12 protein-coding genes are annotated in these 14,341 nt (G+C 62.0%); 10 read left to right on the top strand and 2 right to left on the bottom strand.

Features of this window, described 5'->3' with window-relative positions; translation table 11 throughout:
* Positions 1-61 precede the first annotated feature (61 nt).
* From dapC to AC1RTP_RS03310, 6 genes are all read left to right on the top strand, one after another.
* On the top strand, positions 62-1,279 hold the full coding sequence (gene dapC, locus AC1RTP_RS03335) for a succinyldiaminopimelate transaminase (RefSeq protein WP_498604710.1): 1,218 nt from the start codon (positions 62-64) through the stop codon (positions 1,277-1,279).
* A 2-nt stretch (positions 1,280-1,281) separates the two neighbouring features.
* Positions 1,282-2,103 (top strand): 2,3,4,5-tetrahydropyridine-2,6-dicarboxylate N-succinyltransferase, encoded by an 822-nt coding sequence (dapD, locus tag AC1RTP_RS03330; RefSeq protein WP_155454268.1) that lies wholly within the window; start codon positions 1,282-1,284, stop codon positions 2,101-2,103.
* A gap of 40 nt (positions 2,104-2,143) precedes the next feature.
* Entirely contained in the window at positions 2,144-3,283 is a 1,140-nt protein-coding gene (locus tag AC1RTP_RS03325; RefSeq protein ID WP_498604708.1) for a PilT/PilU family type 4a pilus ATPase, read from the top strand.
* Positions 3,284-3,423: 140 nt separating this feature from the next.
* A complete protein-coding gene (locus tag AC1RTP_RS03320; protein WP_498604706.1) occupies positions 3,424-4,182 on the top strand; it encodes a PEP-CTERM sorting domain-containing protein in 759 nt (252 codons plus the stop codon).
* A gap of 42 nt (positions 4,183-4,224) precedes the next feature.
* Positions 4,225-5,769, top strand: coding sequence for a helicase HerA-like C-terminal domain-containing protein (locus AC1RTP_RS03315; protein ID WP_498604704.1), 1,545 nt, complete (start codon positions 4,225-4,227; stop codon positions 5,767-5,769).
* Complete coding sequence (locus tag AC1RTP_RS03310) at positions 5,766-6,215, top strand: acyl-CoA thioesterase (protein ID WP_498604703.1); 450 nt, start codon at positions 5,766-5,768, stop codon at positions 6,213-6,215. Before AC1RTP_RS03315 ends, AC1RTP_RS03310 begins: the two co-directional genes overlap by 4 nt.
* Positions 6,216-6,273: 58 nt before the next feature.
* Here the strand turns inward: AC1RTP_RS03310 and AC1RTP_RS03305 are convergent, their stop codons facing one another.
* Positions 6,274-9,117, bottom strand: a complete 2,844-nt coding sequence (locus tag AC1RTP_RS03305; RefSeq protein ID WP_498604702.1) for a TonB-dependent receptor — start codon at positions 9,115-9,117, stop codon at positions 6,274-6,276.
* A gap of 210 nt (positions 9,118-9,327) precedes the next feature.
* Between AC1RTP_RS03305 and AC1RTP_RS03300 the strand changes: the two genes are divergently transcribed.
* The 4 genes from AC1RTP_RS03300 to AC1RTP_RS03285 all read left to right on the top strand — a co-directional run bounded on the left by AC1RTP_RS03300 (position 9,328) and on the right by AC1RTP_RS03285 (position 13,807).
* Positions 9,328-9,681: an ArsC family reductase gene (locus AC1RTP_RS03300; protein WP_498604700.1), complete on the top strand. Its 354-nt coding sequence runs from the start codon at positions 9,328-9,330 to the stop codon at positions 9,679-9,681.
* Positions 9,678-10,811, top strand: a complete 1,134-nt coding sequence (gene dapE, locus AC1RTP_RS03295) for a succinyl-diaminopimelate desuccinylase (protein WP_498604698.1) — start codon at positions 9,678-9,680, stop codon at positions 10,809-10,811. Before AC1RTP_RS03300 ends, dapE begins: the two co-directional genes overlap by 4 nt.
* A 10-nt stretch (positions 10,812-10,821) precedes the next feature.
* Positions 10,822-11,712 carry a 50S ribosomal protein L3 N(5)-glutamine methyltransferase gene (gene prmB, locus AC1RTP_RS03290; protein ID WP_498604696.1) on the top strand — a complete coding sequence of 297 codons (891 nt, stop codon included), beginning with the start codon at positions 10,822-10,824 and terminating at the stop codon, positions 11,710-11,712.
* A gap of 121 nt (positions 11,713-11,833) precedes the next feature.
* A complete protein-coding gene (locus AC1RTP_RS03285) occupies positions 11,834-13,807 on the top strand; it encodes an ATP-binding cassette domain-containing protein (RefSeq protein ID WP_498604694.1) in 1,974 nt (657 codons plus the stop codon).
* Here the strand turns inward: AC1RTP_RS03285 and AC1RTP_RS03280 are convergent.
* Positions 13,777-14,256, bottom strand: coding sequence for a chemotaxis protein CheW (locus tag AC1RTP_RS03280; protein ID WP_498604692.1), 480 nt, complete (start codon positions 14,254-14,256; stop codon positions 13,777-13,779). The two genes, AC1RTP_RS03285 and AC1RTP_RS03280, sit on opposite strands and share 31 nt — an antisense overlap.
* Positions 14,257-14,341 lie beyond the last annotated feature (85 nt).

Here is a 14,341-nt window from a genome sequence, read left to right as displayed (position 1 = left end):
CAGCACCGACACTGTTGCGCGCCTCGCTATATAATCAATAGCTCAACCAGCCGCATTCGCCATGAATCCACATCTCGACAAGCTGCAGCCCTACCCGTTTGAAAAACTGCGCCAGCTGTTCGCCGGCAGCACTCCCAATCCCGCTTTCAAGCCAATCAGCCTTGGCATGGGCGAACCGAAACACCCTACCCCGGCCTTCATCCGCCAGGCCCTGGTCGACAACCTCGACGGCCTGGCCAGCTACCCGGTGACCGCCGGCAGCGAAGCACTGCGCGACGCGATCGCCTCCTGGCTGGAGCGCCGCTACGACCTGCCGACGCTGGACCGCGCCACCCAAGTGCTGCCGGTGAACGGCTCGCGTGAAGCCCTGTTTGCGCTGGCGCAGACCGTGATCGTGCCTGACACCGGCGCGCTGGTGATGTGCCCCAACCCGTTCTACCAGATCTATGAAGGCGCGGCTTTCCTGGCCGGCGCCGAGCCGTATTTCGTGAACTCCGACCCGGCCCGCAATTTCGCGCCGGATTACGACAGCGTGCCGGAAGAAGTCTGGCAGCGCGTGCGCCTGCTGTATATCTGCTCGCCGGGCAACCCGACCGGCGCCGTGCTCACGCTGACCGACTGGGAACACCTGTTCGCCCTGTCCGAGCGATACAACTTCATCATCGCCGCCGACGAGTGCTATTCGGAGATCTACCACGGCGACGAAGCGCCGCTGGGCGCCATGCAGGCCGCCAATATCCTGGGCCTGACCAAGGTTGGCGAGCCGTATGCCCGCCTGGTGGTGTTTTCCAGCCTGTCCAAGCGCTCCAACGTACCGGGCATGCGCTCCGGTTTCGTGGCCGGCGATGCGCAAGTGCTGAAGAAATTCCTGCTGTACCGCACCTACCACGGCAGCGCCATGGGCCCGCACGTGCAGGCCGCCTCTGTCGCCGCCTGGAACGACGAAACCCATGTCGAGGAAAACCGCGCGCAATACCGCGCCAAGTTCGCCGCCATCACGCCCCTTATCCAGGAGGTGATGGACGTGCAAATGCCGGACGCCGGCTTCTACCTGTGGGCCGACGTGACCCGCACCGGCCTGTCCGATACTGAATTCGCCCGCCGCCTGCACGCCGAGTACAATGTCACCGTGCTGCCGGGTAGCTACCTGGCGCGCGACGCCCACGGCATCAACCCGGGCCGCAACCGCATCCGTATGGCGCTGGTTGCCGGAACCGAGGAAGGCCTTGAAGCGGCGCGCCGAATCGTCCAATTCTGTCATCAACTGAAAAGCCAGTAAAAATGAGCATCCAGCAAATCATCGAAACCGCGTGGGACAACCGCGCCGAGATCAACCCGTCCAACGCCACCGCTGAAGTGCGCGATGCCGTCAACCACGTGCTGGCCGGCCTGGACAACGGCTCGCTGCGCGTAGCCCAGAAAGAAAACGGCGCCTGGATCGTCAACCAGTGGGTCAAGAAGGCCGTGCTGCTGTCCTTCCGCCTGGAGAACAACGTGGTCATGCCTTCCGACGGCACCATGCAGTTCTACGACAAGGTTCCGACCAAGTTCGCCAACTACTCCGCCGAAGATTTCGCCAAAGGCGGCTTCCGCGTGGTGCCGCCAGCTGTGGCGCGCCGCGGCTCCTTCATCGGCAAAAACGTGGTGCTGATGCCTTCCTACGTAAACATCGGCGCCTACGTTGACGAAGGCGCGATGGTCGACACCTGGGCTACCGTGGGTTCCTGCGCACAGATCGGCAAGAACGTCCACCTGTCCGGCGGCGTGGGCATCGGCGGCGTCCTGGAACCAATGCAAGCCAATCCGACCATCATCGAAGACAACTGCTTCATCGGCGCCCGTTCCGAGATCGTGGAAGGCGTGATCGTCGAAGAAAACTCCGTAATTTCGATGGGCGTGTACATCGGCCAGTCCACTAAGATTTACGACCGCACCACTGGCGAGGTATTCTATGGCCGCGTACCGGCTGGCTCGGTGGTCGTTTCGGGTTCGCTGCCGTCGGCTGACGGCAAATACAGCTTGTACTGCGCCGTAATCGTGAAGCGAGTGGATGCACAGACTCGCGCTAAAACAGGCATTAACGAACTGCTGCGCGGCGTTTAAACCGCCGTAACGGGTTCAAAAAAGAGGAGATACCCAAAAAATGGCAATGGACCGCCTGTTCCAGCTGATGAAGGAAAAAAACGCCTCGGACATGTTTTTCGCCGTAGGCTCGCCGGTGCACTTGAAAATCAACGGCATCCTGATCCCCATCAACCAGCAAAAGCTCGAGCCCGACAACCTGCGCGCCCTGCTGGCCGAAGTCTGCTCTCCGGAGCAGATGACGGAGCTGGACGACACCAATGAGCTGAACATGGGTATCTCCGTGGCCAACCTTGGCCGCTTCCGTTTGTCAGCCTTCCGCCAGCGCGGCAGCATTTCCGCCGTCTTCCGTTTCGTCCCGGCCAGCATCCCGCCGCTGGGCGAACTCGGACTGCCGCCGGTGCTGGCCGACCTGATCATGGAAAAACGCGGCCTGGTGCTGCTGGTCGGCGCCACCGGCTCCGGCAAGTCGACCACCATTGCCTCGATGCTGGACCACCGCAACGAACTGCGCTCGGGCCACATCCTGACCCTGGAAGACCCGATCGAATACCTGTTCCGCAATAAGAAATCGATCGTCAACCAGCGTGAAATCGGCAGCGATGCCAAAGACTTCTACACCGCGCTGCGCAACTCCATGCGCCAGGCACCGGACTGCATCCTGATCGGCGAGATCCGCGACCGCGAAACCATGGCTTCGGCAATGGCCTACGCGCAGTCCGGCCACCTGGTGCTGGCGACCCTGCACGCGAATAACTCGTACAACGCGCTGAATCGTATTATTTCCTTCTACCCGATCGAGAACCGCCCGGCACTGCTGCAGGATTTGTCCTCGACCATCAAGGCCATCGTGTCGCAGCGCCTGATCCGTTCGGCCGGCGGCGGCACCCGTACGCCTGCGGTGGAAATCATGGTCAACACGCGCTACATCTCCGACCTGATCGAAAAAGGCGAAATCGGCCAGATCAAGGAAGCGCTGGAAAAATCGCTCTCGCCAGGCTCGCAGTCCTTCGAACAGGCGCTGTACAAGCTCGTGATGGATGGCGCGATCACGAAAGACGAAGCGCTGGCCAACGCCGACTCGGCGACCAACCTTCTGTGGCTGCTGAACCACGGTATGGAAGCGCCTCCTCCAGTCGAGGAAGAAGAGCTGAAATCGCCGACCGACGCCTCCTTCACCGAGTTCACCCTGAACTCCTGAGCCGCACTGTCGTAAATCTTTACAGTTGCATCGCGGAAGCGACGCGCCCACAACCATAAGTCACTGAATACTAGGGACTTAGTTGTTTGGGCGCATTTCTTGCATTCCCTCCACATCAGCAATCCACGGAGGGGAAGCAAATGAAATCCTTGCTACGACTGTTTCTGCTAGCCATCTTGCTGCTGAGTGGACCGTTCGCCAAGGCTTCGCTGCTGTCCACCATTAACTACGTCTCCTGCGGCCCCAACTGCCTTCCTCCCACGATCGTTAGCTCCACATCCCTGAGTGGCAGCGCCCTTTCCTTCAGCAACTTATACGGTGGCGCATCGTCCCAGGCCAGTTACGGCACTCTGAAAGCGAGCGTGGACAGTTCCTATACCAGCTCCCCCTATACCTTCAGCTCCGGCAACTCTTTGGCCCAGTTTAATGATTGGATCACGCTGGGCGGCCTCACCGGTCCGCAGATGGTGACCTTTATCCTCCATACGGACGGAACGATGGGCGGCGTTGGCGAGGCGACCATTGGCACCACGGCCAGCATGTCGATTTCTCTGAACGTGGACGGCAACCAGGTTGCGCTGGTGGCCGACTATTTTGGCGGGCTCCCGCTGGCCCAGCCGAGCGCTGCGCAAGGCGGCGGGCTGACCGGGACTTTCGAGCTCGAATATGGAACCCAGCTTTCGCTTGACGCCCTCTTGCAGGTCAGCGGCAGTTTCGGCGGCTTCGCCCATTTCGGCGATACGGTGACCCTTGAAATCATTGCGCCGCAAGGCACGACCCTCACTTCCGGCTCCGGCACGAACTACCGCCTGACGACAGTTCCTGAACCAGCAACCGCCGCGCTTATGCTGCTTGGCCTCGCCCTGCTAGCAACTCGGAATCGATCTCGCTGGTGCTGATGGTATGATCGGAATTTCATATCAACAAGAAATTCCGCCCACATGAGCATTGCCCTGCCCATCGCAAAAAGCGAATCCCTTTCCCTCGACCTGCTGTCCAACCTGGTGAACCGTCACGGTTGCATTACCGGCGCCACCGGCACCGGCAAGACGGTCACGTTGCAGCGCATGGCGCAGTCCTTGTCCGACATCGGCGTGCCGGTCTTCATGGCCGACATCAAGGGCGACCTGTCCGGCATGGCGAAACCGGGCGTGCTGGGCGAGAAGATGGCCAAGCGCCTGGAAGCGCTGAAACTGGAAACCCCGCAGTGGGCCGGCTGCCCCGTCACTTTCTGGGACGTGTTCGGCGAACAGGGCCACCCGGTACGCGCCACCATTTCGGACCTGGGACCTACCCTGCTTGCCCGCATGCTGAACCTGAACGACACCCAGGAAGGCGTGCTGCAACTGGTGTTCAAGATCGCCGACGATAACGGCTTGCTGCTGCTCGACACCAAGGACCTGCGCGCCATGCTGCAGCATGTGGGCGACAATGCCGCCGACTACAAGACCAGCTACGGCAACGTGAGCGCCGCCAGCATCGGCGCTATCCAGCGCGGCCTGCTGACGATTGAAGAACAAGGCGGCGACGAATTCTTCGGCGAGCCTATGCTCAATATCGACGACCTGCTGCAAACCGATGCTGCGGGCAAGGGCGTAGTCAATATCCTCGCCGCCGACAAGCTGATGAACGCGCCGCGCATCTACGCCGTGTTCCTGCTGTGGATGCTGTCCGAACTGTTCGAAAACCTGCCGGAAGTGGGCGACCTCGATAAGCCTAAGCTGGTCTTCTTCTTCGACGAAGCCCACCTGCTGTTTGCCGAAGCGCCGAAAGCGCTGCTGCAAAAGATTGAACAGGTGGTGCGCCTGATCCGCTCCAAAGGCGTTGGCGTCTACTTCATTACCCAGAACCCGCTCGACATTCCGGAAACCGTGCTGGGCCAGTTGGGCAACCGTGTACAGCACGCCCTGCGCGCTTACACGCCGCGCGACCAGAAAGCCGTTAAATCGGCGGCCGAAACTTTCCGCCCGAATCCCGCCATCGACGTCGCGCAGGTGATCACGGAACTTGGCGTGGGCGAAGCGCTGGTGTCCTTCCTCGACGAGAAGGGCACGCCGCAGATCGTGCAGCGCGCTTTCGTGCTGCCGCCGGCATCGCAACTGGGTCCGATCACGCCAGCCGAACGCCAGGCCGCGCGCGACAATTCCGTTGTCGCTGGCGTGTATGAAAAAGAAGTGGACCGCGAATCGGCCTACGAAAAACTGACGGGACGTGTAGCCAATGCTAGCGGCGGCCGTGCCTCAGCGCCAGCCGACAGCGCACCAATGGGCCGTACCCCGGCGCCAGCGCCTGCCCCGGCTCCAGCGCCAGCAGACAGCGGTGGCTCCATTTTCGGCGACGTGTTGGGCGGCATATTCGGCAGCGGGAGCAGCAAGCGCGACTCCGCCGTGCAAGCGATGGTCAAGTCCGCCGCCCGCAGCATCGGCTCGCAAGTCGGCCGCGAAATCATCCGCGGCGTTCTCGGCTCCATCCTCAAGAGCCGTTGATTTTATCCGCGCAGCACTGGGACCGCGCCAATCCATTTATCCTGCAGGTATCGCCGGCAGCGGTCGATATTGATGGTATGGACCACACCAATAACGCCGTCTACGTGCGCTGGTGCGAAGAAGCCGGCTGGGCGCATTCCAACGCGCTTGGCCTGACCCTGGCCGACTACAAGCGCCTGGACCGCGGCATGGCGATCCGCCGCAGCGAGTTCGATTACATCTTCGCGACCAATAAAGGCGAGGCGCTACAGCTTGGCACCTGGCTGCTGCCGGGCGACAGCCCGCTATCGATGCAGCGCTGCTTCCAGCTAGTGCGGCAAAGCGACAACGCCACCGTGCTGCGTGCGCGCTGGGAGCTGGTCTGCATCGAACTCTCTACCGGCCGCCCAAAGCGCCTCCCGCCCGAATTCAACGATATCTACATCCCCGCCTTCTGCGCTCCATAAAAAATGCGCCGCCTGCCATTGCTGGCAAGCGGCGCATGCTGTGGTCAAGCCCTATGAATTAGAACTTGTAGTTGGCCCCGATGTTGAAGAAGCGGCCAACTGCGCCCGATTGGTGCAGGGCTGGGTTGTAGAAGGTCGACGCTGCGCTGCCGTAGGTCTGGAAGTCCAGCGGCGGCTGCTTGTTGAACAGGTTCAGGATCGAACCGTGCACCGTCCATTTGTCGCTCAGCTTGTAGTTCACGTTCAGGTCGAACGTGGTGAAGTGCTTCACGCGGCAGAACTCGGCCGGTGGGTTGGCGAATGCGCCACTGCCGTTGGCGATAGCAGACTTACAGGTCAGTGCCGATGCGCTGGATGGGTCGATCACGTCGTAACCGGAAATCCAGTTCGTCGTGCCGGTCACATTCAACGGGCCGTTGTCGAAGCCGAGGATCAGTTGCGCGCGGTCTTTCGGATTACCCGTATCGCCCGACACGCCGGAAGGACCGTGGGTGCCTGCCAGTTCCACAGTCGGGCCGCCAGTGATGGCCTGCTTGTAGCTGAACATATGCGACTCGATCAGCTCCGCAGTGAACTTGCCGACGCCTTCCACATTGAAGCGGAAGCGCATATCGATATCCAGGCCGCGCGTGGTGGTGGCCGACGCATTCTCGTAAGGATACGGTGCGAACAGCATATTACCCACCGACGGGGTGTTGGTGCCCTGAGTACCATCCGGCAGGATGAACGGCTGCGCCACTGGCGTACCACGCACCACGAACGGCATCGGATCGTAATTAGGATCGCTGATGGCGCTGATGATCTGGTTCGTCATCTTGATGTGGTAGTAGTCCGCCGACATATTGAACATCTTGCTTGGCTCGATGATCATGCCCAGGGTATAGGACTGCGATTTCTCCGGCTTCAGGTTCTTGCCAGGCTGCTGAGCGCCGCCCAGGCCCACCGAGCATTGCAGCGGGTAGTTGCCTGGAATGACGGTTGGATCCGGACCATCGTTCGGGCACAGAATCGGGTCAGGCACACCGTTGGCGCCGAAGAAGGCGCCGGTATTGCCGGTTTCGGCCGGGTTCGGGGCGCGGAAGCCCTTGGTGTAAGTACCGCGCAGTGTCATTTCTTTCAGCGGCACGTACTTGAAGCCGACTTTCGGCGTGGTCGCCTTGGCCAGGCCCATCACGCGGTCAAACCGCACCGACGCGTCCAGTTCCAGGTTCTTCATGACCGGAGCCACCAGCTCGGCATAGGTCGCGCCGATGCTTTGCTTGCCGATTGCCCAGGCATTGTTACCAATCTGCTCGCCGGATTCCACCGCATCAGGCGCCACGGCGTCGAGCTTGCGGCGGACATATTCCGCGCCCAGTCCCAGAGACAGCGGGCCGCCGGCCAGGTCCATCAGCTCACGCGAACCGCGCAGGCTCATATATTCCAGGGTGCTGGTCGCTTCGGTATGTGCGGTCGGCGCGATGAACTGGCGCAGGGTCGCGGCATTGCCCGATGCAGCCTGGCCCACCAGGTATGGGTGGGTCGGATCGTTGAACGCAGCCTGCAGGTTCGCCAGGTTGAAGTTGCCGTCGATAGCCTGCTTGACGCGGCTGCGGCTCCAGCCCACGGACGCGGTCACATCCCAGCTGCCGATCGTACCGGTCAGGTCGCCCACAAAGCGCAGGGTGCGCGCCTTCAGTTCGGTGCGGCCGCCGCCCAGCTCAGGGAAGTTATATTGCAGCAGCTGCGGCAGGCCGGTCGGATTGCCCGGATAGCTGGCTGGCACAGTCAGTTGCAGCGGGCCGGCCAGCGGTGTGGAGACCGGGTTTGGATATTTCGGGCCATATTGCAGCGCCGTCAGGCCGCCGCCGTTGGCGCCGGAGGTGGCATAACGGCCCAACTGCTCCGCGTCGGACTGGAACACGGAACCCTTCAGGTTCAATTGCCAGCCGCTGCCCAAGTTCTGGATGTGGGAAGCGATCAGGTTGATGTTCCTGGTTTCCGGCTGCAGTTCCAGGTCTTCGTCGTGGTAGGCGCACTGCTTGGCGTCCAGCATCGTCTGGTTACAGCCTGGCAGGAAGCCGGAGATTTCAAAGGTGTCCGGGTCAATGAAATAGCCAGTGGTCGAACCAGGCAAGCCGCCGTTGGAAGGCGTAGGCACGCCGCGGCTGCGGTCACGGCCGCCCAGCGCGGTCCAGTCGGTGCGGGTGAAGTCTTTGCCCAGGCGATCGGTCACCAGGATTTTCTTCTGCTTGCGGTACTCGACTGCCAGGTAGGTGTTATGGCCTTCCGTCCCCAGGTCGCCCCAGCCGTAGATGCCGGATACGTGAACAGTCTTGCCATCGCGGTGGGAAGACTCGCCGCCTTCGGCCGAAATGCTGCCGCCGACGACGCTCTTTTTCAGGATCACGTTGACCACGCCGGCTACGGCGTCGGAGCCGTACACCGACGAGGCGCCGTCCTTAAGGATTTCGATACGCTCGATGGCTTCAAACGGGATCTGGCTAATGTCGACGAAGCTGCGCTGGCCATCGTCCGACAGCGCATAAGGCGCCATGCGGTGGCCGTCGATCAGCACCAGGGTTGCGCCGACCGACAGGCCGCGCAGCGAGATGCCCGTTGCGCCGCCGGCGAAGGCGCCGCTGAAGGACTGCGACAGCGTACCCTGGCCGTTGGCCGTGACATTACGCAGCACGTCCGACACCGAGGTGTAGCCGGAGTTTTTCAGGTCTTGCGCGGTCAGTACCTGCACCGGGCTTGGGGTTTCCTTGTCGGTACGGCGAATGTTCGAGCCGGTGATTTCCACGCGCTGGATCGGTTGCGATGCTTCCGGTCCGGAGGTGGATTGCGCTTGTGCTGCGGGCGCGAGGGCCAAAGTAGCCATGGCCAGGTTTACTGCGAGGGGTAAAACCTTGTGTTTCATTCTGATGATCTCCATGAGGATGTGGCGACCATCAGACCACCAGTGATACATAAACGTCAATTGAGCGATTAATAATGTTGCTTAACAACCACACAATTGTTACTAGTAAAAGTTAAGTTAACCAAGCCCCTGCGAGCAGCCTTGCGCCATGCGCGGCGGGATATAATGTCGTCCTTCGCCCGCCGGGCGGCCCCCGCACAACAAACTCGAATGATTACTCTCTACGGCATCCCGAACTGCGACACCGTCAAGAAAGCCCGCGTGTGGCTGGCTGGCGCGCAGCACGACTTCACCTTCCACGACTTCAAGAAGCAAGGCCTGGACGAAGCCACCGTGCGCACCTGGCTGAAAACCCTGGACTGGGAAGTGCTGGTCAATAAGAAAGGCACCACCTGGCGCGCCCTGCCCGACGAGCGCAAGGCCGTTGTCACCAATGCCGATGCCGCGCTTGCGCTGATGCTGGAAAATCCGTCCGTGATCAAGCGCCCGGTGCTGGTCGGCGCCGGTGCGAAAGCCCACGTCGGCTTCAATGACGCCATGTACCAGGAAATCTTCGCAGCATGAGCGCTTCCCGCACCCTCGACCTGACCGAAAAGCTGCTGGGCCGCGAGTCGGTCACGCCGGACGATAAGGGCTGCCAGGATCATTTGAAATCGTGGCTTGAGCCGATCGGCTTTAAATGCGAGACCATCGTATCCGGCGAAGTGACCAACCTGTGGGCGCGCAAAGGTACCGAGAGCCCGGTGCTGGTATTCGCCGGCCATACCGACGTGGTGCCGACCGGCCCGGTTGAGAAATGGTCGTCCGAGCCCTTCTACCCGACCCACCGCGACGGCAAGCTGTATGGCCGCGGCGCTGCCGACATGAAGACGTCTATCGCCGCCATGGTGGTCGCTTGCGAGGAATTCCTGGCAGCGAACCCTGGCCACAAAGGCTCAATCGCCTTCCTCATCACCTCCGATGAAGAGGGCCCAGCAACGGACGGCACCATCAAGGTGGTGGAGAAGCTGAAGGCTCGCAACGAGAGCATCGACTACTGCATCGTCGGCGAGCCGACCTCCGACAAAACCCTGGGCGATGTGATCAAGAACGGCCGCCGTGGTTCGCTGTCCGGCAGCCTGACCATCAAGGGTGTGCAAGGCCACATCGCCTACCCGCAACTGGCGAAGAACCCGATCCACCTGGCCGCGCCTGCGCTGGCCGACCTGGTGGCGGAAGTCTGGGACCACGGCAATGAGTACTACCTGCCGACCTCCTGGCAGATGTCGAACATCAAGGCCGGCACGGGCGCGAACAATGTGATTCCGGGCGATATGCATATCGACTTCAACTTCCGCTTCTCGACCGCGTCCACGCACGAAAACCTGCGCGAGCGCGTACACGCCATCCTCGACAAGCACGGCCTGGACTACCAGCTGGACTGGGTGCTGTCCGGCCTGCCCTTCCTGACCACGCGCGGCACGCTGTCCGACGCGCTGTGCCATGCGATCAAGGATGAAACGGGCGTCGACACCGAACTGTCCACCACCGGCGGCACCTCCGACGGGCGCTTCATCGCCCAGATCTGCCCCCAGGTGATAGAATTTGGCCCCCCGAATGCCAGCATCCACAAGATCGACGAGCACATCGAAGTGCGCTTCATCGATCCGCTGAAGAACATCTACCGCCGCACCCTGGAAAACCTCCTGCGCTAAGAAGAACACTATGGATACCACCCTGTACACCACCCCGCGCGACCTGATTCGCCACGCAGTCACCCGCTTCAACAAGGCCAAGCTGTTCTTCGGCCATGGCAGCGCCGAGGCTTACGACGAAGCGGCCTACCTGACCCTGCACACCCTGGCGCTGCCGCTGGACCGCCTGGAGCCGTTCATGGACGCGCGCCTGCAGCCGGAAGAAGTGGCCGAAGTGCTGGCCGTGATCGAGCGCCGCGCCAAGGACCGCGTACCGGCCGCCTATATCACCAACGAAGCCTGGCTGGGCACTTACAACTTCTACGTGGACGAGCGAGTCATCGTGCCGCGCTCCTACATCGCCGAACTGATCCCGAACTACTTCGCGCCTTGGGTCAACGACGCGGAGAACGTTTCCAACATCCTGGAACTGTGCACGGGTTCCGGCTGCCTGGCGATCATGATGGCCGACGCCTTCCCGGATGCGGAAGTGGATGCGGTTGATATTTCCGGCGACGCCTTGCAAGTGGCGCGCAAGAACGTCGACAAGTACGAACTTGGCGACCGCCTGAACCTGATCCAGTCGGACCTGTATGCCAATGTCCCTGCCGGCAAAAAGTACGATCTGATCATCACCAACCCGCCGTATGTGAATTCTTCGTCAATGTCCAAGCTGCCGCAGGAATACCTGCACGAGCCGCAGATTGCGCTGGATGGCGGCGCCGATGGCATGGACCTGGTGCGCAAGATCGTCGCCGGCGCGGCTGAGCGCCTGACCGACGACGGCCTGCTGATCGTGGAAATCGGCAATGAGAAAGAATTCGCCGAGGCGGCCTTCGGCCACCTGGGCCTGACCTGGCTGACCACCAGCCAGGGCGATGATATGGTGTTCCTGCTGACCGCTGACCAACTGAAAAACTAAACCGGCAAGTCGGTGTCTGACCCGCAGGGTCAGACACCGGTAACGCGGCTGCCGCAGGCCAGGTGTCTGACCCTGCGGGTCTGACACCGGTTTACCGGTTTTACAGAAACGACCAACGAAAATGATCCGCTTCACAAACGTCAGCCTGATGCGCGGCCTGAAGCCGCTGCTGGAAAACGCCGACCTGACCCTGAACCCAGGCGACAAAATCGGCCTGATCGGCGCCAACGGCGCCGGCAAATCCAGCCTGTTCGCCATGCTGCGCAACGAGCTGCACCCGGACCTGGGCGACATCGACTTCCCGAAAAGCTGGCGCATGGCCTACGTGGCGCAGGAAACCCCTGCCCTGCCGCGCACCGCCATCGACTACGCCATCGACGGCGATGCCCACCTGCGCGAGCTGCAAGCCGAACTGGCGCGCCTGGAAGCGATGCCCGATTCGCCGGAACACGGCATCGACATCGCCCACGTCCACACCGAGCTGGCTGACGCCGACGCCTACACCGTGCAGTCGCGCGCCGAGCAACTGCTGCTTGGCCTGGGCTTCTCGCTGGAGCAGATGCAGCAGCCGGTCGCCAGTTTCTCGGGCGGCTGGCGTATGCGCCTGAACCTGGCGCAGGCGCTGATGTGCCCTTCCGACCTGCTGCTGCTTGACGAGCCGACCAACCACCTGGACCTGGACGCGATCATCTGGCTGGAAGACTGGCTGAAGCGCTACCCGGGCACCCTGATCATCATTTCCCACGACCGCGATTTCCTCGACGAGATCGTGAACGTGATCGTCCACATCGACGACCGCAAGCTGAAACGCTACTCCGGCAACTACTCCGGCTTCGAGCGCCAGCGCGCCGCGCACCTGGTGCTGCAAGCTTCGGCCATCGAGAAGCAGCAGCGCGCCCGCGCCCACCTGCAGTCGTTCATCGACCGCTTCAAGGCCAAGGCTACCAAGGCCCGCCAGGCGCAGTCCCGCATGAAGCAGCTGGCGAAGATGGAAGAATTGGCCCCGCTGCGCGCGGCCGCTGAATTCAGCTTCGAGTTCCGCGACCCGGTCAGCGCACCGAATCCGCTGCTCGTGATGGAAGACGTCAACTGCGGCTACCACACCGACGAGGGCGACAAGACCATCGTGCGCGGCGTGACCTTCTCCCTGGTGCAGGGCCAGCGTATCGGCCTGCTGGGCGTGAACGGCGCCGGTAAATCGACGCTGATCAAAACCATCGCCGGCGACATCGACCCGCTGACGGGCACCGCGACCACCGGCAAAGGCCTGGTGATCGGCTACTTCGCCCAGCACCAGGTGGAGATGCTGCGCCACGACGAATCGCCGCTGTGGCACTTGCAGAAAATGGCGCCGACCGTGCGCGAGCAGGAGCTGCGCAACTTCCTGGGCAGCTTCAACTTCCCTGGCGATATGGTAACCAGCAAGATCGCCCCGTTCTCCGGCGGCGAGAAGGCGCGCCTGGCGCTGGCCCTGATCGTGTGGCAGCGCCCTAACCTGCTGCTGCTGGACGAACCGACCAACCACCTGGACCTGGAAACCCGCGAAGCGCTGACCGATGCGCTGGCCCAGTTCGAGGGCACGCTGCTGGTCGTGTCCCACGATCGCCACTTGCTGCGCGCCACAACCGAACAATTCATCATCGTCGAAAGCGGCCGCCTGCGCGAGTTCGACGGCGACCTCGATGAATACAAGGACTGGCTGCTGCAAACCAAGATGGCCAAGCCGGCAGCTGCGGCCCCTGCCAGTGCCGGTGCTGCCAGCACCATCTCGGCCGGCGCAGCCGAAGAAGCGCCCCTGTCGGCTGCCGACCGCAAGGAGCAAAAGCGCCTGGAAGCCGAGCAGCGCCAGCGTCTGTCGGCCCAGCGCAAACCGCTGGAAAACCGCCTGAAGAAGGTGGAAACGGCCATGGCCCAGCGCAGCGAGCAGAAAGCCACGATCGACGCCGCGCTGGCCGATCCGGCCATCTACGAAGCCGAGAACAAGCCTAAGCTGAAAACCCTGTTAGCCGACCAGGTCGAATGCAGCAAGGAGCTGGAACAGCTGGAAGGCGAATGGCTCGAGCTTCAGGAGCAGCTGGAAGCATTGGCAGCTTGATGTCCATGCGCCGGGCGCAATGCCCCGCGCATCGCCATCAGGCGGTCGATATCGAGCACGATCAAACGGCGCTCGCCCAACTGCCCCATCCCCAGCAGGTAATCCACGTCCTCGCCCACATGCGGCAAAGGATGGATTGCCGACGCGGGCAGCGTGACCAGGTCGGTCACGCCATCGGTCACCATCCCCATCACACAAGTCGATAGCTGCAGGATAATCACGTCCGTGCGCGGATCGTGCGCCGGCGGGCGCGGACCGAAGGCCACGCGCATGTCGACGATAGGCATGATCACGCCGCGCGATAAGGCCACGCCTTCCACCAGCTCCCCGCCCGATGCGATGCGTTCGAGCGCGCTCAAGGGACGCAATTCCTGCACGCGGCGGTAGTCCAGCGCATACTCAAGGCCGCCCAGGCGGAACGTCAGGTACTGTCGCAGGTCGGCTTCCATTAGTGCTCCTCTGATTCCGGTGATACTTCATGCCATCGTACAGTTACGCAACAGCAAGCAGTTTGACCATCCTCAAAGGATGCAG

The organism is Pseudoduganella sp. GW821-FHT11H04 (genome assembly GCF_058807935.1).
The sequence above is the reverse complement of the archived record's forward strand: the minus strand, read 5'-3'. Positions and strand labels throughout refer to the sequence as shown.

Bases quoted from the DNA above. Each gene is read 5' to 3' on its own strand.
- dapC (WP_498604710.1), top strand. From the start codon at position 62: ATGAATCCACATCTCGACAAGCTGCAGCCCTACCCGTTTGAAAAACTG.
- dapD (WP_155454268.1), top strand. From the start codon at position 1,282: ATGAGCATCCAGCAAATCATCGAAACCGCGTGGGACAACCGCGCCGAG.
- AC1RTP_RS03325 (WP_498604708.1), top strand. From the start codon at position 2,144: ATGGCAATGGACCGCCTGTTCCAGCTGATGAAGGAAAAAAACGCCTCG.
- AC1RTP_RS03320 (WP_498604706.1), top strand. From the start codon at position 3,424: ATGAAATCCTTGCTACGACTGTTTCTGCTAGCCATCTTGCTGCTGAGT.
- AC1RTP_RS03315 (WP_498604704.1), top strand. From the start codon at position 4,225: ATGAGCATTGCCCTGCCCATCGCAAAAAGCGAATCCCTTTCCCTCGAC.
- AC1RTP_RS03305 (WP_498604702.1), bottom strand. From the start codon at position 9,117: ATGAAACACAAGGTTTTACCCCTCGCAGTAAACCTGGCCATGGCTACT.
- AC1RTP_RS03300 (WP_498604700.1), top strand. From the start codon at position 9,328: ATGATTACTCTCTACGGCATCCCGAACTGCGACACCGTCAAGAAAGCC.
- dapE (WP_498604698.1), top strand. From the start codon at position 9,678: ATGAGCGCTTCCCGCACCCTCGACCTGACCGAAAAGCTGCTGGGCCGC.
- prmB (WP_498604696.1), top strand. From the start codon at position 10,822: ATGGATACCACCCTGTACACCACCCCGCGCGACCTGATTCGCCACGCA.
- AC1RTP_RS03285 (WP_498604694.1), top strand. From the start codon at position 11,834: ATGATCCGCTTCACAAACGTCAGCCTGATGCGCGGCCTGAAGCCGCTG.
- AC1RTP_RS03280 (WP_498604692.1), bottom strand. From the start codon at position 14,256: ATGGAAGCCGACCTGCGACAGTACCTGACGTTCCGCCTGGGCGGCCTT.